We start from the raw sequence: 18,387 nt of genomic DNA on the forward strand, positions 1-18,387 counted from the left end.
GAGCTGATGTGAGACGGGTCTCTGCGGGATTCATCCCGACGGGTGCGCAACCGGCGACGAAGCAGGAAGGCCAGTCGGCGACGGCTGGGCTCGCGGCCCGGGTGGGCTGAGAGGACGTCAAACGTAGTCCTTGATGGCGTCGAAAGGCACGTCAGGCTCCTCGATGGGGGCGAACCATCGAATGTTCGCCATGGTTCGCCCCCATTCGTTTTCCGGCCTCCAGACCGCCTTCACGCGCATGCCCATGCGGACCTGGTCCGCGGGGATGCCCGCGACCAGGGCGAGCATGGGCAGGCCGGCGCCGTCCAGCAGGATGTAGGCCGACACGAACGGGACCTCGGGCGCGCGCGGGTCCGGCAGGTTGTTGACCGCGAACGTGGTGACCGTGCCGGTGTCGGGCAGCTCGACCTCCTCGCTGGTCGGCACGCCGTCGCGCGGGCACAGCCCCTTCATCGGGACGATCACCTCGCCGCACACTCCGCAGCGGTGGCCGAGGATCCGGCCCTCGGAGATCCCCTCCAGGAAACGGTCCAGCGCCCGCCCGCCCTGCAGCCGGTACTCCAGCCGGGTCGGCGCGTTGATCATGGTGACCTCGGGGACGAAGCACTCGATGTCGCCGATCGCGCCGGTCCGCTCGACCCGGTACTTCGGACGCACCCGCATCCCGGTCTTGAGGAACCGGGGCGGATCGGCGCCCTCGTCGAAGACGCCCAGATCGAGCGCGTGCAGCAGGGCCGTGTCGGCGCCGTCCGGCCGGATCAGCGCCCACGCGAACGGCCGGTCCAGCGGATGGCTCTTCAGCGGACGCGGCACCCACGACCAGGTCTGCACGGTGCCGATCGGGCCGACCTCGACGAACTCCCCGGTCACCGGCTCGCCGTTCGCGGGGTCGTACTCGGACGGCGGGACGAGCACCCGCCCGCCGGCGGTCCGCACGCCGACCAGCCGCCCGTCGCGCAGCTCGCTCAGGAACCGCCCGATGACCGGCCCGACCGACCGCGTGTACCCGCCCGGAAACTCCAGGACATGGCTCTGGGCCTCAGATGGCACGCTCGTGGTCCTTCCAGTACGGGTCGCGCAGCTTGCGCTTGAGGAGCTTGCCGTTCGGCTCGCGCGGCAGGGTCTCGATGAAGTCGATCGATCTGGGCCACTTCATCCGCGCCAGCCGGCCCTCCAGCGCCGCGAGGATCTCCGCCGCCAGCTCCGGGCCGGGCGCGACGCCCGCGGCGGGCTCCACGACGGCCTTGATCTGCTCGCCCCACTCCTCGTCCGGGATGCCGAAGACGGCCACGTCCGCGACCTTGGGATGCAGGACGATCTCGTTCTCGATCTCGGCCGGGTAGATGTTGGCCCCGCCGGAGATGATCATGTCGGACTTGCGGTCGGACAGGAACAGGAAGCCGTCCTCGGTCAGGTGCCCGACGTCGCCGACGGTGAAGAAGTCCTTGAGCCGGCTCTCCTCCGTCTTCGCCCGGTCGCCCTTGTACTCGAACCCGGTCCCGGCCATCTTCATGTAGATCGTGCCGGGCTCTCCCGCCGGGACGGGCTCGCCGTCGTCGTCCACGATGAGCAGCTCGCTGATCGGCCACGCCTTCCCGACCGTGCCGGGATGCTCGCGCCAGTCCTGCGGGCTCGCGATCGTGCCGCCGCCCTCGGTGGCCGCGTAGTACTCCCAGATGCAGTCGCCCCACCACTCCAGCATCTGCTGCTTGATCGGCACGGGGCAGGGCGCGGCGGCGTGGATCGCCCACTTCATGGACGACACGTCGTACCGCTTGCGGACGTCCTCGGGAAGGGCCAGCAGCCGCTTGAAGTGGGTCGGGACCATGTGCGTGTTGGTGATGCCGTACCGCTGGATCAGCCGCAGGCAGTCCTCGGCCTCCCACTTGTCCACGTAGACGAGGGTGTGGCCCATCTGCAGCGCCGTGCCGCCGAACTGGGTCACGGCAGTGTGGTAGTTCGGCGAGGTCACCAGGTGCGCCTGCGGTTCCTGGCCCGCCGGCCGTCCGGGCCGGATTCCGAACAGCGACAGCAGGAACGTCAGCAGTTCCGCGCTGTCGTCGGGATCGAGGGCGGCCAGCGGCCTGCGGACGCCCTTGGGCCGTCCCGTGGTGCCGGAGGTGTAGTGCATGGTGGCGCCGTTGCTCCGGTCGTCCGGCAGCGTGTCCGGCTGCCCCTCCACCAGTTCCTCGTGCGGCCGGAAGCCCTCGACGCGGCCGAACGCGAAGCGGCGGCGGGCGTCGATCCCCGACTCCTCCGCCCCGCGCACGCCCTCACTCGCGTACCGCTCGTGCACGAAGAACGCCTTGGCCTCGCTGTCGGCCACGATGTAGCCGATCTCGGGGCCGGCCAGATGCCAGTTGATCGGCGTGTAGTACCACCCCGCCTGCAGAGCGGCCAGGTACAGCACCAGGCCGTCCACGCCGTTGGGGACGAGCCCGCAGATCCCGTCCCCCTTCTCCACGCCCAGCCCGCGCAGCCCGTGCACGAGCCGGTTGGCCCGGGCCAGCAGCTCGCCGGCGGTGTGCTCGATCCCGTCCGGGTCGACGGCGGCGATCCACTCGGGATCGGCCTGCGCCAGCCGCCAAAAACCCAACGACCCCATCGGTTCTCCTCGGTGATCGCGGTGCACCGGTCAGGTGCCGGGGGAACCAAAGTAGATCACGTTCTCGTTTTGCTGGGCAAGACCTGTTGACGCGCAACGCTGATCACTAGAATCTGTTCTTGTTTTATGGCCGGTTGAGTGGAGGAACGATGGCCGAGCGGCTGCCCATCAGCACCGAGCACTGCACCGTCGAGCAGGACGGCCACGTGGTCGTCGTGACGCTGAACCGCCCTGAGGCGCGCAACGCGCTGAGCAACGACATGCTCGTCGGGCTGGCCGACGCCTGGGCCCACATCTCCGCGACGCCCGAGGTACGGGTCGGCATCCTCACCGGGGCCGACGGCCAGTTCTGCGCGGGCGCCGACCTCAAGGCCATGGGCACGCCCTCGTCCGACCCGCGCGTCCGGGAGCGCGCGGCCCAGATCCCCGACTTCCACTGGAAGGGGCTGCTGCGCGACAGCCGCCCCACCAAGCCCCTCATCTGCGCCGTCGAGGGGTACGCCGTGGCCGGCGGCACCGAACTCCTCGTCGGCACCGACCTGCGCGTCGTCGCCGAGGGCGCGACCCTGGGCCTGTACGAGGCCAAGCGCGGCCTGTTCCCCATGGGCGGCTGCGCGATCCGCCTCCCCCGCCAGATCGGCTACGCCAACGCGATGGACATCCTGCTGACGGCCCGTTCCGTCACCCCGCGGGAAGCACTCGCGATGGGCCTCGTCAACAAGGTCGTCCCGGACGGCCAGGCGCTCACCGCCGCCCGCGAACTGGCCGACCAGGTCGCCGCGTGCGGCCCCCTCGCCGTCCAGGCCATCCTGCGCACCTACCGCGAGACCGAGCACCTCTCCGAGGAGGAGGCCCTGAAGATCTCCGACGAGATCGGCTGGCCCGTCATCGGCTCCGCGGACGCCAAGGAGGGCTCCCGGGCCTTCAAGGAGAAGCGCCCCGCCGTCTTCAAGGGCCTCTGACGAGGACTTTGCCGCGCCGTTGAGAACCGGCCGGGCATATCGCGGATCCCACCGAATAGTGCGGAAAAATCACGTTGCACTATCACGGGGGAGATCATGCGATTCAGGAGCATCATGGCGGCCGCCGGGGTCGCCGGCGCGGCGACGATGGCACTCGCGGCGCCCGCGATGGCCGCGCCAGAGGAAACGGTGAACCCTGACCCGGCACACCGCGGACAGCAGATCAGCGTCAAGCTCACCCACCCGTGCTCGGCCCAGGCCGGAAGCCTGCGCTCCACCGCATTCGAAGAGGTGCGCTTCTCGGGGAGCAATACCGAGGTGACGGCGACCATCAAGCCCGACGCCGAACTGAAAAAGCACTCGATCAGCGAGAACTGCCCCGACTTCGTACGTACGCATTACGTGACGGTGGTTCCCAAGGGAGGCGCGAAGACCGGCATCGGAGGCGCGGGCGACGGCACGGACGTGGCGCTCACAGGAGTCGGCGTCACGCTGATCCTGGGCGCCGGCGGCTTCATGGCGCTCCGATTCCGGCGAGGCGACGCGGAGTCGTGAGACCGAGCGGCGGCCCACCACCCGGAGGTGGTGGCCCGCCGCTCGCCTGCGCTCTGTGATCGAACCGACACATCTGGGTATCGGTGGTTTGACGGAAAGCCAGCTCACAGGGGTGCCATGGGACGGTCGTACGATGTGCGCCCGCGAGGAGGGTGCGCCATGGACGAGGCCGCGTTCACCGAGTCGGCCGAACGGCACCGGCACGAGCTGCGGGTGCACTGCTACCGGATGCTCGGGTCGTTCACGGACGCGGAGGACCTCGTCCAGGAGACGATGCTGCGGGCGTGGCGGAGGCGGGAGACCTACGAGGGGCGGTCCACGTTCCGGGCGTGGCTGTACCGGATCGCGACGAACGCGTGCCTGGACGTGCTGACCGGCCCGGCACGGGAGCGGGAGATGTCCGCGGCGCCCGCGATGATCGCCGAGGTGTCGTGGCTGGAGCCGTTCCCCGACCGGCTGCTGGACCTGGCGGCGGACGAGCCGGGCGCGGCGGCGGTGGCACGGGAGACGATCGAGCTGGCGTTCCTGGCCGCCATCCAGCATCTGCCCGCGCGGCAACGGGCCGCGGTCATCATGCTGGAGGTGCTGGGCTGGCCCGTCGGGGACGCGGCGGATGTGCTGAACACCAACGTCGCCGCGGTGAAGGGCATGCTGCAGCGGGGGCGCATGACGTTGCGGGCGTACCTGCCGCGGGAGCGGGCGGAGCAGGGCGCGCGGGCGAGCGCCGGGGAGCGCGCGGTGCTGCGGCGGTACGTCGAGGCCAACGAGCTGTCCGATCTCACCCGGCTCAAGGAGCTGCTGCGCGAGGACGCCCGGCAGACGATGCCGCCGCACGGCCTGGTGTACGAGGGCCGCGAGGCGATCCTGGAGCTGTGGGGGCCGGCGCTGGCCGGGGAGTCGGCGTGGGGCGAGTGGCGTTCGCTGCCGCTGTGGGCCAACCGGCAGCCGGCCGTGGCGAACTACGTGCGCCGCGTCGGCGAGCAGCGGTTCGCGCCCGTGAACATCGACGTGCTGGCGGTACGGGACGGCCGGATCGCGGAGATCACCACCTTCGACCCGCGCCTGCTGAAGGCCTTCGGGCTGCCCGCCGGTCTGTGACGGCCGAACCCTGACGAGGCGCGCGCCCCAGGGCCGCCGGCCTGCGGCCTGGGGCGCGAGCGGGCTCAGTCGGCCTCGGCGGCGGCGTTGAGTCGCTCCAGGGCCTCGACGTACTCCTCGATGAGGTCGTACACGACCTGCGCGGCGGGCTTGACCTGGCTCATGGAGCCGACGATCTGGCCGACCGGGAAGGTGACCAGCTCGCCGTCCCCGGACCGGCCGATGCGGCGCAGCGCGTCGGAGATCAGCATGAACTGCATCGGCATCGGGAGGGTGCCGGGCGAGTCCTCGCTCTCCCAGGCGTCGGTCCAGGCGGTCTTGAGGAAGCGGGCGGGCTTGCCCGTCCAGGCCCGGGACCGGACGGTGTCGCGGGAGGTCGCGGCGAGCAGCTTGCCGCGCGCCTTCTCGGGGGTGTCGGCCTCGTCCACGGTGAGCCAGATCGAGCCGGTCCACACGCCGTCGGCGCCGAGCGCCATGCCGGCGGCCATCTGCCGGCCGCGGCCGATGCCGCCGGCGGCGAGCACCATGGTGTCCGCGCCGACCGCGTCCACGACCTCGGGGATGAGGACCATGGTGGAGACATCGCCGGTGTGGCCGCCGGCCTCGGTGCCCTGGGCGACGATGATGTCGACGCCGACCTCGACCTGCTTGCGGGCGTGCCGGGCGTTGGAGGCCAGCCCGGCGACCTTGACGCCGTGCTCGTGGGCCTGCCGGACGACGTCGGCGGGCGGCGGGCCGAGCGCGTTGGCGAGCAGCGCGATGGGGTGCTTGAGCGCGACCTCGACCTGGGGCCGGGCGGTGGCGTCGGTCCAGCCGAGGAGGGCCTTGCCGGCGCCCTCGTCGCTGAGCGGCTCGACGCCGTGCTCGGCGAGGAGGTTCTCCAGGAACTCCTTGTGCTCGGCGGGGATCATGCCCTGGAGCCTGGTGAGCAGCTCGCCCGAGTCACCGAGGTCGGCGCCCTCGTACTTGGCGGGCATCACCACGTCGACCCCGTACGGGCGGCCGCCGACGTGCTCGTCGATCCACTTGAGCTCCAGCTCGAGCTCCTCGGGGGTGAAGTACAGGGCGCCGAGGACGCCCATGCCGCCGGCGCGGCTCACCGCGGCGACCACGTCGCGGCAGTGACTGAACGCGAAGATCGGGTACTCGATGCCGAATAGTTCGGTGACTCGTGTCCGCACCCCTCGACCCTAGGTCGCCGAAGGCAAAACTGCAACAGGTTCTACTTAGCTAGATCGACACCGAGCCAGCGCAAGACAAAACGGGTAGAACACGTACCAGCATCAGGGGGTCGGGGGGCCGAATTTGCCGTCCGCTCGGCGCGGGGTCCGGGGCGCGGTCCTGGCGGGCCGGGCGCCGCCGCCGGTCAGGCCGCCGACCACGCCCAGCAGGAGCAGGGCCAGGCCCAGGAAGACGGTGGCGAACGGTACGTACGACCGCACCGCGGCGATCTTCAGTGCGTTGGCGTCGGCCATGTCGACCAGGCTCTTCTGGGACGACTCCACCGTGACCAGGTCGGCGGCGGCGACCGTCATCCGGCCGCGGCCGTCAGGGGTGCGGACGGTGCTGTGGATGGTCTGGCGGTGCTTGACCGGGATCCCGGTCCGCGGGTCCACCCACACCGTGATCGTCGCCGCCGAGTAGCGGTCGACCTTCTGGTCGGGGCTCTTGGCGTCCAGGCCCAGCATCCGGCCGGGCAGCCTGGCGTCCAGTGGCGCGGTCTTGGTCTCGGGGATCTGCTGCACGAACCGGTAGGCCCGCATGCCGCGCACCTTCTCCTCGCCGGAGTAGCGCATCGGGGCGGCCTGCTTGGTGGCCATGTCGAAGAACGGGTAGTCGAGCCGGTCCACGTTCGCCAGCGGGAACAGCAGCGCGTAGCCGGACATCTTCACCGCGCCGTCGCCGTCCACGTTGGTGCCGCAGCACCGCACCAGCTCGGAGGTGCGGCGGTCGAACGCGATCCGGTAGCCCTGGATCTGGACGGGCTTGTCGGGGTTCGCGGTGTCGAAGATGTTGGTCGAGGAGTCCCAGACCGCGATCCGGTCGTCGCCGCCGTTGGCCCGGACGTCGCCGCGCACGGTGTTGGCGGCCTGGAGCGTCACGCCGGTCTTGGTCTTCAGGGTCGCGGCGTCGAAGTAGGTCGCGTTCCTGGCCTCCAGGCGGGTCACCTGGTAGCGGTTCAACGGTGCTTGGACGACCTGGTCGGCCACGTAGAAGCGGACCAGCGGGGCGAGCGTGAGGAAGAAGGCGCCCAGGCAGATCAGCGCCAGTCCGACCGGTCGTCGCATGAGCACCTCCGGAAGGCAGCGCGGTTACCCTACACGCCAGTGTCTACTGGCCGGTAGGATCCGTGGCCATGTCGCTGAGCCTGCCGCCCGTCTCGGGCCATCAGGACACGCTCGACGGTGTACGCGCGACGGCGGCCTTGGCCGTGCTGGCGTATCACGTGGCCAGCACATCGGGAGACCTCACTGAAGCGAGCAGATGGGGCTGGCTCTACAACGGGGGCCAGATAGGCGTCCCCATCTTTTTCGCCTTGTCGGGATTGCTTCTGTACCGCCCTTGGGCCGCGGTCTCTCTAGACCCTGGGGGCAGCAAACCGCGTGTGGGTACGTACCTGCGCAAGCGCGCGCTGCGCATCCTGCCCGCCTATTGGGCCGTGGTCGTGTGCTTCATGCTCACCGCCGCGTGGAGCCATGTCACCGACGCGGGCACCTGGCTGTCGCTGCTCACCCTTACGCACACCTACTTGCCGGAGCCGTGGTGGGAGAGCAGTCTGGGTCCGGCGCATCTCGGCCAGATATGGAGCCTCGCGGTAGAGGCCGCCTGGTACGTGACCCTCCCGGTCACTGCGGCCCTCCTTGGCTGGTACGCGCGGCGCGGCCGTGACGTTGGCGAACGCGCGCGCCGCCTACTGAAAGCCATCGTTGGTTACGCGGTGCTCTCATTTCTCTACACGTCATTTCTCTACACGGCCGCAGGCCACTCCATGCTCTGGCTGCCCCGCTACTTCGTTTGGTTCGCGATCGGGATGGCGCTGGCCGTCCTCACCGTCTGGGCGCGCCTGGAGCCGGACGGCGCCGCCGCGCGCGTGTGCCGTACCGTCGCCGATTCCTGGCCGGCCTGCTGGACGGGAGCGGCACTGCTGTACGTCATCGCCTCCACGCCCGCGACCGGCCCGCTCGACCTGGTCACGCAAGACGTCGTCTGGACGTCCTTGCTGGACCTCGTCGTCAGCGGCCTGTGCGCCGCCGCGTTCGTCGCGCCCGTGGCGCTGGCTCCGCCCGGCCACCGGCCGCTGCAGGCGATCCTCGGCAACCCGGTCATGCGGTTCCTGGGACGCATCTCCTACAGCCTGTTCCTGTGGCAGATGCTCATCATCGTCGGCTGGTACGAGTGGACGGACCGGGTTTTCCGGGGGGACGTGGCGACCGATCTTCCGCTGCTGCTCGCGGCGTCCATCGCAGCGGCGACGGTGAGTCATCATCTGGTGGAGCGTCCGGCGCAGCGCCTGGCCCGGGGAGGCCGCCCCCGCCGCGCGCCCAACTCAGCTCGATCGGCGCCGGAGCACGCCAGAGCTCCAGAGCCACCCGCCCCATGATGACCAGGCCGAGGACCTGCGGAACGACGTCACCCAGATAGCCGGAGGGGGCTGCGGGGTTGTCGAGGGTCTTCGTCCAGTAGCCGACTGCCAGGCATCCCGTTCCGGCGAGCATCAGGACTGCGATCGTCCAGGGTGACGCGGGGGCGCGTAGGAGCCGTGTTCGTCTTGTACGGGCCCACCCGCAGAACACGGCCGTCGCGGCTGTGACGGCCAGTCCGGGTACACCGGCCACCCAGAAACCCAGAACGGCGGCCAAGCCTATGGCGGCCCAAGCCGGCCAACCCCGGGCAACAACCTCCGGTGGCTCTCCACGGCGTCCCCCCGGCCACATACCGATCAGCAACAGCATCAACAGGAGGCTGAGACCGGCCACGACGTCGATGCGCTGGGCCGCGTCCGGGCGGTAGGTGAGTTCGACGGTCCCGCCGGTGCCGGCCGGTACGAGCCAGCCCTGTTTCCAGCCGTCCAGCCGTACCGGGCGCAGCGTCTTGCCGCCCGCGCGCGCCTGCCAGCCGGTGTTGTAGTTCTCGTTGACCGTCAGGAAGGAGCGGCGCCCGGCGTCCACCTGAAGCTCGCGCTTCCCCGCCGACCACCGCAGGACCCGCACCGGTCGCAGCGCCCCGTCGGGTGTCGCCCGGTCGCCCACCACGACGGTCTCCACACGAAAGCTGTCGAGCGGCACGGAGGCGAGCCGGTTGGGCCCGGCCTGGAGCGGGACCCTCCGGCACGCCTCGAACGCGACCGGCCGCCCCTCCAGCAGGTCGCCCAGTGTCCCGGTGACCTTGGTCTCCACGACGCCGTCCGGACCGCCGACGCGCAGGCGCGGCCCGAAGCCGCAGTCCAGCGACAGCGGGGCGGCGCCGGCGTCGCGCAGCGGCCGCACGCCCGGCACCCGCACCTCGGAGATTTGAAAGGGCTGGAGTCGCCCGCCGCGCCGGAACGTCAGGGTCAGCCGGTCGGTGTCCAGCGGCGCGAAGGTGATCCGGCCGCGCGCGTCCGGGAGGCCCTCGCGGGTCTGCCCGCCACGTCCCTCGACCCGCACCTGGACGGGCCCGGACGCGCCGGGCGGCCGGTCCAGCGTCAACGACGACACCCGCGTGCCGCGCCGCCACCCGAGGGTGAGCGTCGGCGCCCCATCGTTGGCGGCGGCGATCCAGGACGTTCGCCGATCCCCGTCGAAGGCGGATCTGGCCTGGTCGGCGGGGTGGGCGCTCAGCGCGGTGGAGGCCGCGACACGCACGTCCCCCGGCAGCGTCGTGTACCGGGCGACCAGGCGCGGATCGGTTAGCACCGCCGTGCCCGTCAGCCTCGCCCGGGTCGCGCGGCCCGCCGTGAACGTCCGGTCGAACCCCCTGCCCTCCTCGTCGGCGCCGCCGAGGGTTTCGGAGCAGACCCAGCGCCGGGCGCCCTTCATGCAGTCCGGTGTCGCGCCGGGTGCGCGGCTCATGACGTACGAGGGCGTGCCGGCGGCGCCGTCCGGCACCGGGAGCGCGTAGGTGCGGGACGGCCGGACGCCCTCGATCGCCAGCTCGGAGACCCCCGCCCGGATCGGCGCCGACCCGCCGCCGCCCGCCATCCCGATGATCCGCAGCCGCAGCCATCGCGTCGCGCCGGGCGCGGTCCGCAGCGGCTGGGCGTCGCCGGTGGCGCGGACCGGCTGCTCGACGGCGCCGCGCTCGGTCTCGACCGCGACCCGCGCCACCGGCGGTCCCAGCCTGCGGTCCTGGACGAACCGCGCCGTGAGCCGCGGAACCTCCCGGGCCCGGTCGAAGTCGACCCGCAGCCACTGGCCGAGCGGACCGTCCCAGCCGCCCGTCTCCCAGGCGCTGAACGGGTCGCCGTCGACGGCCGCGTACGGGACGGCGCCGGGCTTGCGCGCCTGCGGGATCGCGCGGTCCCCGCCCGCGGACGAGGACGCGACGACGTCGCGGACGCCTCCGCCGTAAACGGCCGTGGTGGCGTACTTCAGCCAGCCGTCGTCCAGCACGTCGCCTGCGCTGTTCCGCTCGGCGGCGGTCAGCGTCTGGGACGTCTGGTGCAGTTCCCCGAAGTCGCGGCGCAGCAGCCGCGGGGAGTCGGTGACCACGGGCGAGCCGCCGAGGTCGGGGGCGTCGTCGTTCAGTAGGACGGGCCCGCGCGGCAGCGCCTTCCCGTCCGCCATCGGCAGCAGCGCCTCCGGGCCGCCGTACACGCGAACGGGATCGTCGGCGTCGGCCAGGCCCGCCACCGCTTGGGCGCCCTCGACCTCGTACACCTCGAGGGCGGGGTAAGGCTGGTCCACGGCCGACACCGCGTCGTCGGTCAGGTCGCCGCCGACGGGGGCACCGAACGCCGCCGCCTTGCGCAGCCCGGGTGAGGCGTCGAGGGCCTGGTGGAGGCGGGCGGGCCAGCCGCCGCGCAGCGTCTCCCGACGCAGGTCGTTGCGGACGAGCAGGTAGCGGATTCCCATGCGTCCCAAGAAGTCGGCCAGGCCTGGCGAACTCTGGCCCGTCCTGACCTGCTGGTCGACCGCGTCGAGCGCGCGCGTGTACCCGGGCGAGCCGGCCGGGACGAGTTGCCGCACGGCCCAGCGGGCGGTGAGAAGGGGTTGGACGATGTCGTCCATGGGGCGGCCCCACAAGTACTCGCCGAAGGCGGCTCCGGGGAGTGCGAGCACGCCCTGCTGCCCTGCGCGCGTGTTGAGCCAGGAGGCGGCGTCCTTCCAGTAGCGCGGCACCTGCGCGAACTCCCCGGGACCGGAGAGCCCCTTCGAGACGGCCGTGACGCCGATGCCGCCCAGCGCGACGGCCGCCGCCACCGGCACGCTCACGATGGCCCGGACGCGCTGACGCCGTTCGGGCCTCCGCCCGGGACCGTTCGCGCGGGCGGCCGTGGCGGCGGCCGCCACGGTCAGCAGGTGCGCGAGTCCCAGCGCGAGCGGCAGCCGTACGACCGCGTCGAACTTGTGCAGGTTGCGCAGCGGGGCCAGTGGCCCGTCCAGCAGGTCGCGCAGCTCGGCGGCGAACGGCCCCGGCAGGCCGCCGAGATGCCCCATCGAGATGATCGCCAAGCCCGAAAGCAGCGTGAGCAGCAGGAAGGAGCGCTCCGGCAGTGGCCTGGCCACCAGCCCGGCCAGGCCGAGCGCCGCCACCACCCCGGTGCAGATCACCGGGACCGGGTCGAGCGAGACCGCGTGCCCGACGGGCCACCACACCTGGCCGTCCACGACCAGGTAGTTGACCCAGCGCTCGGCGCCGCGCAGCACGTTGATGAGGCCGGTCGGGCCGGTGGTCGTCCGCGCCTTCTCGGTGTAGGTCAGCCAGGAGAAGCCGTAGGTGCCGGTCAGCAGGAGCGGGATCAGCCACCACGCGGTCGCCGCGGCCACGGCCGCCGTCCACCAGGCCGGCAGCCGGGCCTGCGCCAGGCTCCACCTCCTGGTCAGCAGGTACAGGACGGGGACGACCAGTACGGCCACGGTCGCGGTCGCGTTGATGCCGCCGCAGCAGGCGATCGCGATGCCCGACCGCGCCGCCGCGCGTGCCCTGCCGCCGCCGCCCTCGGCGGCCGTGACCAGGGGCAGCACGATCCAGGGCAGCATCGCCGCCGGCATGTACTCCGAGGACAGCTGGCCCATCGTGGCCAGCGCGTTCGGAGCCAGCGCGTACGCCATCGCGCCGGTCAGCCGGGCGGCGGGGCCGCCCACGCCCAGCCGCGCCGCCAGCCGCCGCGCGCCGAGGAAGGCCAGGCACATCAGCAGCGCCAGCCAGCACCGCTGGGTGATCCAGGCGGGCACGCCGAGCAGGTCGCCGAGCGCGTAGAACGGCCCCATCGGGAACAGGTAGCCGACCGCCTGGTTCTGCAGTTGCCCGAACTGCTCGGTGTCCCACAGGTGCAGTGCCCGGCCGAGGAAGCCCAGCGGGTTCACCGCCATGTCGATCTTGGTGTCGGCCAGGATCGCGCCGGGGCGGGTGGCGAAGGCGAGCGCGGTCAGCGCCAGGCAGCACACCGCCGCCCGCAGCCGGTCGCGCAACCGGAGGTCGACGGCCTCGGGACGGCCGTCCGGCGCCGGCACGAAGGCGCCGGGCGCTCCACCGGGCACGCCGGCAGGCGGCCGTTCCGTCTCTCCCACGGCCATGGTCGCCCAGGCTCCTTCCTCAGCCTCCGGCAGCGCCGGTCTCCGCGTCGACGCAGGGGCGCCCTAGCAGTCGTTCCAGCGGCGCGGCCTCGCGCACCACCGGCGGGCATTCGCCACCGCGCTCCGCGAGCAGCAGGTCACGGACGGGCCCCTCGACGACCTGCGGACGACCGTCACCGCACCGGCGGACGACATGCGCGCGACGATCCTCCGAGGCGGCCGAGCCGGTCGCCACCGCCGCCGCGATCAGCCGGGCCCACCGGTCGGCCGTGCCGACCCAGCCGAACGCCCCCGCCCACTCCCGGCACGCGGCGGCCACCTCGCGGCGCCGCTCCGGGTCCGCGAGTTCCTTGAGGGCGCGTTCCACCACCCCCGCTTGGTCCTCCCCTGGGCTCGCCAGCCAGCCGGTCGCGCCGTCGCGCACGGCATCGCGCAGCCCTTCGACGTCATAGGCAACGGTCGGCACGCCCAGTGCGGCCGCCTCGATGACGCTGAGTCCCCAGCCCTCGCCCTGGGACGTGCTGAGGTGCAGGTCGGCGCGGGCGACCAGCGCGGCCTTGGTCGCCTCCGGGACGAACCCGTGCGCGACCACGACGCCCCCCAGGCCGCGCCGGGCGATCTCGGCGGCCAGCCGCGGAGCCTCAGGACCGTCGCCGACGACGTTGAGACGAAGGCCCGGATGCTGCCCGACCAGGACTTCGGCCAGGTCGAGCAGGTGCGACGGCCGTTTGTGCGGGACGAGCCGGGTCACGCACACCAGTTCAGGGTCGCCCACCGGGGGTTGCATTCCCGGTGCCGTCCCCTGGTTCGGGACGTTCGAGCCGTTGGGCACGACATAGGCCGACCCGGTCCAGCCGAGCCGTTCCCGCACAGCGTTCAGCGTGGACAGGGAAACGCACACGAACGCGTGGCGCCGGTAAGCCCAACAGCTCACTGGCCCCTCCAACATGCGGCCAAGCCAAGCCAACCATCGTGGAAAGTAGAGGCCGAACTGCTCGTCATGCACGTGATGGATCAGGCAGAACACGGGGACGCGCCTGGGAAGGACCAACGGGGTGAAGAACGGGATGCCGTTCTGGCAGTCGATGACGGCGTCGAATGACCGCCTCCTTAGGAGCGTCCACAGCAACACCAGCGGATACACCGTGAACCGGCCGCCGAGACGTATGAAGGCGACTCCGTCCACGCGGTCACGGCGGTGCTGCCCGCGCGCGCGGGACGTCACGTACCGGACGTGGGCGCCGTCCAGTACGAGCCGCCGCGCCAACTCCCACGCGTAGCGTTCGGCACCGCCCGCGCCCGGATGCCAGGGGTCCCGCCAGTTCACAATCGCCAGCCGCAGGCCGTTCATGTCGTACGGCTCATCCGGGCCCTGCTCCGGTCCCTTTGAACAGCACGAGCGGCGCCGGCTGGGCGGGCGGGTTCCGGGCTGGGGACAGGGCTGGGCGAGGGTCGCGTACGGGACGTCCCGCGCGGGTGCGGATGCGTGCCACGTCGAGCAGGCACTGGGAGGTGTGGCGGCGCACCGAGAACGTGGTGCCGGGCTGGTCGCGCCACACGACCGGTATCGCGGTGACGGAGGCGCCGCGGCGGACGCAGTGCATGAGCAGTTCGACGTCGAAAGCGAACCCCGCGGTCTTCAGGTCGGCCGCGGCCGCCCTGGCCAGGGGCCCGCTGAAGAACTTGAAGCCGCACTGGGTGTCGCGGATGCCGCCGGCCAGGTCGCGCACGAGCCGGTTGAAGGTGACCGCGCCGAGCCTGCGCATCGGCTGCGCGTAGCCCTCCACCAGCGAGGAGGGATGGCGGCGCGAGCCGACCACGACCGGATGGCCGGCGCGCAGCAGGGCGAGCGCCTCGTCGAGCGCGGCCAGGTCGGTGGCCATGTCGGCGTCGCAGAATCCCGTGTACGGGGCGCCGGTGGCCAGCAGCCCGACCCGTACCGCCGCGCCCTTGCCGCGCAGTGCGCAGTGCAGCAGCCGTGCCGGGACGGGTCCGCGCCAGTCCCGGACGATGCCCGCGGTGCCGTCGGTGCTGGCGTTGTCGACCACGAGGATCCGCGCCGGGACGCCGAGCCCGGCCAGCTTCTCGCCGAGCAGCGCGAGCCCCGCCGGGAGCCGTCCGGCCTCGTTGCAGGCCGGGACGACGATCTCCAGGTCGGCGGGCCCGCCGCCGTGCGCGCGCACGAATGGCTCGCGGTCGCCGTCAGCGCGAGCCGTAGTTGTAGAGCGGCTTGATGACCGGGTCCTGCTGGGAGGCGTTCGACAGCTGGACCACTCCGAACGAGGCGCCGACCGCCAGGAGGACACCGACGAGTGCAGCGATCGCGATCCGCATCAGGAGACCCTTCGACGGGGTGTACGACGGGGGATACTGCTGAGTAACGGGCTGCCCAGAGTAGTGGCTGAGATCACAGAAGACCAGGAAACCACCACACTCACGACAATCCAGGCGGCGATCACGGGCCCGACCGGGACATGTTCATCCTGGCCGTCACGCGCCACCGGGATTCGGTACAGCACCAAATCCGGTCCCTGGACGAGCCGTTGGGCCCCCGGGAGCCGGTCGGGCCCCGCGGCGGGATCGCGGGCGTCGACCGCGACGTAGCGGACGCCCGCCTCGCCGAGCACCCCGGTCAGCGGGCCGCCCGCCCTGATCGCCCCGTCCAGCCGCGCGGCCTTCGGGTCCTCGGGCGCGACGGTGGTCGGGCCGACCGTCACCGCGTCGTTCACGACCACGCGCCGGTGCAGGTAACGGGGCAAGGGGTCGAGCACGCGGCGGCCGTGGTTCCAGGCGTAGCCGCGGTATGCGGCCCAGGGCAGCACGAGCACGTCCCCGGACACCGGGTCGGACTCGATGATCCGCTTCGCGCGCGCCCAGTCCGCCGGATAGTCCACCGATCGCAGCTGGCCGGCGGCCCCCCACGCCAGCGACGGCAGCACCACCACCGGGGCGGCCAGCGCGCCGAAGGCCACCGCCGAGTACCGGGCCCCGATCGCCTCGTCGGCCGCCAGCCCGAGGCCGACCGCGACGACGACCGCCAGGGGCGCGGCGAACTGCTGGCCGTCGCGGAACACGGCCAGCCCCGACCACACCCCGATCGCGCCCTCCAGCAGGGCCGGTGCGACCGCCCCCAGGCACGCCACCGCGTACCCCGTCCCGGCCGCGATCGCCGCGCCGCGCCACCAGGGCGCGATGCGCTCGCGGAACCTCCAGTACGCGAACAGCGCCCCGACCACCACCGCGCCCCACAAGGCAGCGGTCACCGGCGCCCCGTAGCCGGTCGGCACCGTCTCGCCGTTCCACACACCCCCCAGGAGGAGCACGCTGCCGAGCGTGCCGAACGGAGTGTCGGCGCGCGCCGCGAACGCCTCGACCGCCGGCCCGTCCCCCGGCACGCCCCCCGGACGCAGAGCACCGGGGACGAGCCATGGCAGGCTCAGCACCGCGAGCGCCACGAGGACCTTCCCCCGCCCGCGCCACGTGCCCATCAGCAAGGCCGCCATTCCCGATACGGCGAGAGCCGCGAAACCACCGATCGCCGCAGGGAGCAGAGCGCACACCAGCCGGCGCCCGCCGCCGCGCTCGTCCGCCCGGGACGCGGCGATGAGAACCCAGGGCAAGGCCGCGTATCCCAGCAGGAGCGCCCACTGCCCCAGCAGCAGACGCTCCGCGACGAACGGGTTCCACGCGTAGCAGACCCCGGCCGCCAGCCTCGGGACCATACGCCGCGACGGCACCAGCGACGCCGCCGCCGTGCACGCCATCACGAAGATCCCCAGCAGCACGAGCCGCTGCGCCGCCCACGCGGGGAGCACGGTCGCCAGCGCGGTGACGGCGGCGTCGCTCGGCACATGCCGCGGCACGGTCCCGGTCAGCCCGAACGTCATCCGCGTGAACCCGGGATCCGGGACGAACACCATGTCGTACGAGAGCACGAAGCCGGGCGCGAGCCCCGGCCCCAGCGCCAGCAGCCCGAGCCCCAGCCCGGTCAGAGCCGCCGCGATCACAGGTCGCGATCGCCATCGACCGTTCCGCTCGCTCACGTAAGCGCCGGCCTACGAGAACGCGGTCCGGCCGTCAGGGCGGCCAGGCCCAGGCCACCAGCGCGCCCGTCAACAGGATCACGAACGCGCCGAACACCGCCGCCGTCAACAGGTCCTGCCGCCGCACCGACTCCGCCGAGATCAGCTCGTCCCGGACGACCGGCAGCGGGCCTGTGGGCGCGTCATCGGCATGCTCCTCGCTCTGCCCCACGAGGGGCAGAGTAAGGGGATTTCAGCGATATGTCAGGCAGCCGAGACCTTCAGCCGGGTGAGGAACTGGTTGACATCCGGCCACATCGCCCGATGGGTGTTCGGCACCGACACGTACGCCACCGCCGGCGCCGCCCGCCCGCTGTCGATCACCGCGGTCGCGACGACCTCGCCGGTCGCCCGCACGCCCGCCCGCTTGTACGTGATGTACGAGGCGACCAGCCAGCCCTTCCGGCCGTCCACCGTCAGCGCCTGCGACGCCAGCGGCGCCGACTTGTGCGGGAAGCGGTAGTACTGCTGCTCCATCGACTTGGCCGCCAGCACCGCCACGGCCGGCACGCTCTCCGGCCCGGTGTACGAACCGCGCAGCGCCGGGTTCAGCGCGCCGATGAGCACCTGCCCGTACACCGGCTTCGCGGCGCGCCGCTCGGTGACCAGCACCTGCTGCCCGGACCAGCCGGGCGTGCCCAGCTTGATGGCCTTGGTCGGCGGCTGCCACGGCTTGGCCAGCCGCGGGTACGCCAGGCCCGAGACCGGATCGGTCACCATGCCCAGCATCTTGCTCGGACGGCCCGGGAACCGCTTCAGCGGCTTGCCGGGCGGCATCTGCACCCGCGGCGCCGGCGACTGCGGGCCGCTGTCGGCCGCCGCCTTACCCGGCTTGACCTCACCCGACCCGGGGTCGCCGCTCCGCTGCTTGAGCAGGTAGACGCCCCCGGCCGCCAGCAGGGCCAGCACCAGCAGGCCGACGCCGCCGAAAAGGATCAGCTTGCCGCGGCCGCCGCCGTCCTCGAAGCCGTCCGGGGCGTGCCCGCCGGGCTGCGCGTCGAGCCGGCCGGTGGAACGGCCCAGCTTGGTGTCCGCGGCGTCCTCGTCGGCCATCCAGTCGGGCATCTGCCAGTTGCCGCTGCTCGGCTTGCCGGGCTTGACCGGGCCCGTCGGGCCCGGGGCGGCCACGCCCGCGTACAGCGGGTCGCCCTCGCCGCCGAACAGCTCCTCCTCGGCGGCGGGCTGCGGGACCGGCGCGACCTTCACGTCCTCGGCCTCGGGCGTTACCGCCCGCGGCCCCGGGCTGGAGAAATCAGTCCGGCCCTCGGGCTCGGGCACCTCGACCTCCGGGACGGTCACGCGCGCGTTCTTCTCGCGGTCGGCGGAGTTGTCACTCATCTCGTTCAGCGCCCCCCGCGCTCCCCCTC

The 18,387-nt window shown here is 72.4% G+C and carries 14 protein-coding genes and 1 pseudogene; 4 read left to right on the forward strand and 11 right to left on the reverse strand.

Features of this window, described 5'->3' with window-relative positions; all coding sequences use genetic code 11:
* Positions 1 to 117: 117 nt before the first annotated feature.
* Together ABD340_RS19830 and ABD340_RS19835 are read right to left on the reverse strand one after the other, a co-directional pair.
* Positions 118 to 1,050 (reverse strand): Zn-ribbon domain-containing OB-fold protein, encoded by a 933-nt coding sequence (locus ABD340_RS19830; protein ID WP_344590524.1) that lies wholly within the window; start codon positions 1,048 to 1,050, stop codon positions 118 to 120.
* Positions 1,040 to 2,605: an acyl-CoA synthetase gene (locus ABD340_RS19835; protein WP_344590525.1), complete on the reverse strand. Its 1,566-nt coding sequence runs from the start codon at positions 2,603 to 2,605 to the stop codon at positions 1,040 to 1,042. The genes ABD340_RS19830 and ABD340_RS19835 overlap by 11 nt, the downstream gene beginning before the upstream one ends.
* Positions 2,606 to 2,754: 149 nt before the next feature.
* On the opposite strand from ABD340_RS19835, the gene ABD340_RS19840 reads away from it, so the two are divergent.
* From ABD340_RS19840 to ABD340_RS19850, 3 genes are all read left to right on the forward strand, one after another.
* A complete protein-coding gene (locus ABD340_RS19840; RefSeq protein ID WP_344590526.1) occupies positions 2,755 to 3,567 on the forward strand; it encodes a crotonase/enoyl-CoA hydratase family protein in 813 nt (270 codons plus the stop codon).
* 114 nt (positions 3,568 to 3,681) lie between these two features.
* Complete coding sequence (locus ABD340_RS19845) at positions 3,682 to 4,122, forward strand: hypothetical protein (protein ID WP_344590527.1); 441 nt, start codon at positions 3,682 to 3,684, stop codon at positions 4,120 to 4,122.
* 159 nt (positions 4,123 to 4,281) lie between these two features.
* The gene (locus ABD340_RS19850) at positions 4,282 to 5,220 is read left to right on the forward strand and encodes an RNA polymerase subunit sigma-70 (protein ID WP_344590529.1); all 939 of its coding nucleotides are present in this window, start codon (positions 4,282 to 4,284) and stop codon (positions 5,218 to 5,220) included.
* Between the two features lie 65 nt (positions 5,221 to 5,285).
* Here ABD340_RS19850 and ABD340_RS19855 read toward each other — a convergent pair whose 3' ends face one another.
* Positions 5,286 to 6,401, reverse strand: a complete 1,116-nt coding sequence (locus tag ABD340_RS19855) for an NAD(P)H-dependent flavin oxidoreductase (protein ID WP_344590530.1) — start codon at positions 6,399 to 6,401, stop codon at positions 5,286 to 5,288.
* Between the two features lie 102 nt (positions 6,402 to 6,503).
* Entirely contained in the window at positions 6,504 to 7,508 is a 1,005-nt protein-coding gene (pgfA, locus tag ABD340_RS19860; protein WP_344590532.1) for a cell envelope lipid trafficking protein PgfA, read from the reverse strand.
* Between the two features lie 68 nt (positions 7,509 to 7,576).
* On the opposite strand from pgfA, the gene ABD340_RS19865 reads away from it, so the two are divergent.
* Positions 7,577 to 8,821 carry an acyltransferase family protein gene (locus tag ABD340_RS19865; RefSeq protein WP_344590534.1) on the forward strand — a complete coding sequence of 415 codons (1,245 nt, stop codon included), beginning with the start codon at positions 7,577 to 7,579 and terminating at the stop codon, positions 8,819 to 8,821.
* A gap of 949 nt (positions 8,822 to 9,770) precedes the next feature.
* Here ABD340_RS19865 and ABD340_RS19870 read toward each other — a convergent pair.
* The 7 genes and pseudogenes from ABD340_RS19870 to ABD340_RS19900 form a co-directional block, all read right to left on the reverse strand.
* Positions 9,771 to 12,938 (reverse strand): annotated as a pseudogene (locus ABD340_RS19870) (alpha-(1->3)-arabinofuranosyltransferase domain-containing protein); the annotation flags it as partial.
* A gap of 19 nt (positions 12,939 to 12,957) precedes the next feature.
* A complete protein-coding gene (locus tag ABD340_RS19875) occupies positions 12,958 to 14,289 on the reverse strand; it encodes a glycosyltransferase family 4 protein (RefSeq protein WP_344590536.1) in 1,332 nt (443 codons plus the stop codon).
* A 10-nt stretch (positions 14,290 to 14,299) separates the two neighbouring features.
* Positions 14,300 to 15,121, reverse strand: coding sequence for a glycosyltransferase (locus ABD340_RS19880; protein WP_344590537.1), 822 nt, complete (start codon positions 15,119 to 15,121; stop codon positions 14,300 to 14,302).
* 19 nt (positions 15,122 to 15,140) lie between these two features.
* Positions 15,141 to 15,272 (reverse strand): hypothetical protein, encoded by a 132-nt coding sequence (locus ABD340_RS19885; RefSeq protein WP_344590539.1) that lies wholly within the window; start codon positions 15,270 to 15,272, stop codon positions 15,141 to 15,143.
* Positions 15,272 to 16,945: an MmpA family trehalose lipid delivery protein gene (locus ABD340_RS19890; protein ID WP_344590540.1), complete on the reverse strand. Its 1,674-nt coding sequence runs from the start codon at positions 16,943 to 16,945 to the stop codon at positions 15,272 to 15,274. Before ABD340_RS19890 ends, ABD340_RS19885 begins: the two co-directional genes overlap by 1 nt.
* A gap of 70 nt (positions 16,946 to 17,015) precedes the next feature.
* Positions 17,016 to 17,192 (reverse strand): hypothetical protein, encoded by a 177-nt coding sequence (locus tag ABD340_RS19895; protein ID WP_344590542.1) that lies wholly within the window; start codon positions 17,190 to 17,192, stop codon positions 17,016 to 17,018.
* A gap of 32 nt (positions 17,193 to 17,224) precedes the next feature.
* Complete coding sequence (locus tag ABD340_RS19900) at positions 17,225 to 18,358, reverse strand: hypothetical protein (protein WP_344590543.1); 1,134 nt, start codon at positions 18,356 to 18,358, stop codon at positions 17,225 to 17,227.
* Between the last annotated feature and the right edge of the window lie 29 nt (positions 18,359 to 18,387).

It is taken from the genome of Actinomadura vinacea, from assembly GCF_039532545.1.
GTDB lineage: Bacteria > Actinomycetota > Actinomycetes > Streptosporangiales > Streptosporangiaceae > Spirillospora > Spirillospora vinacea.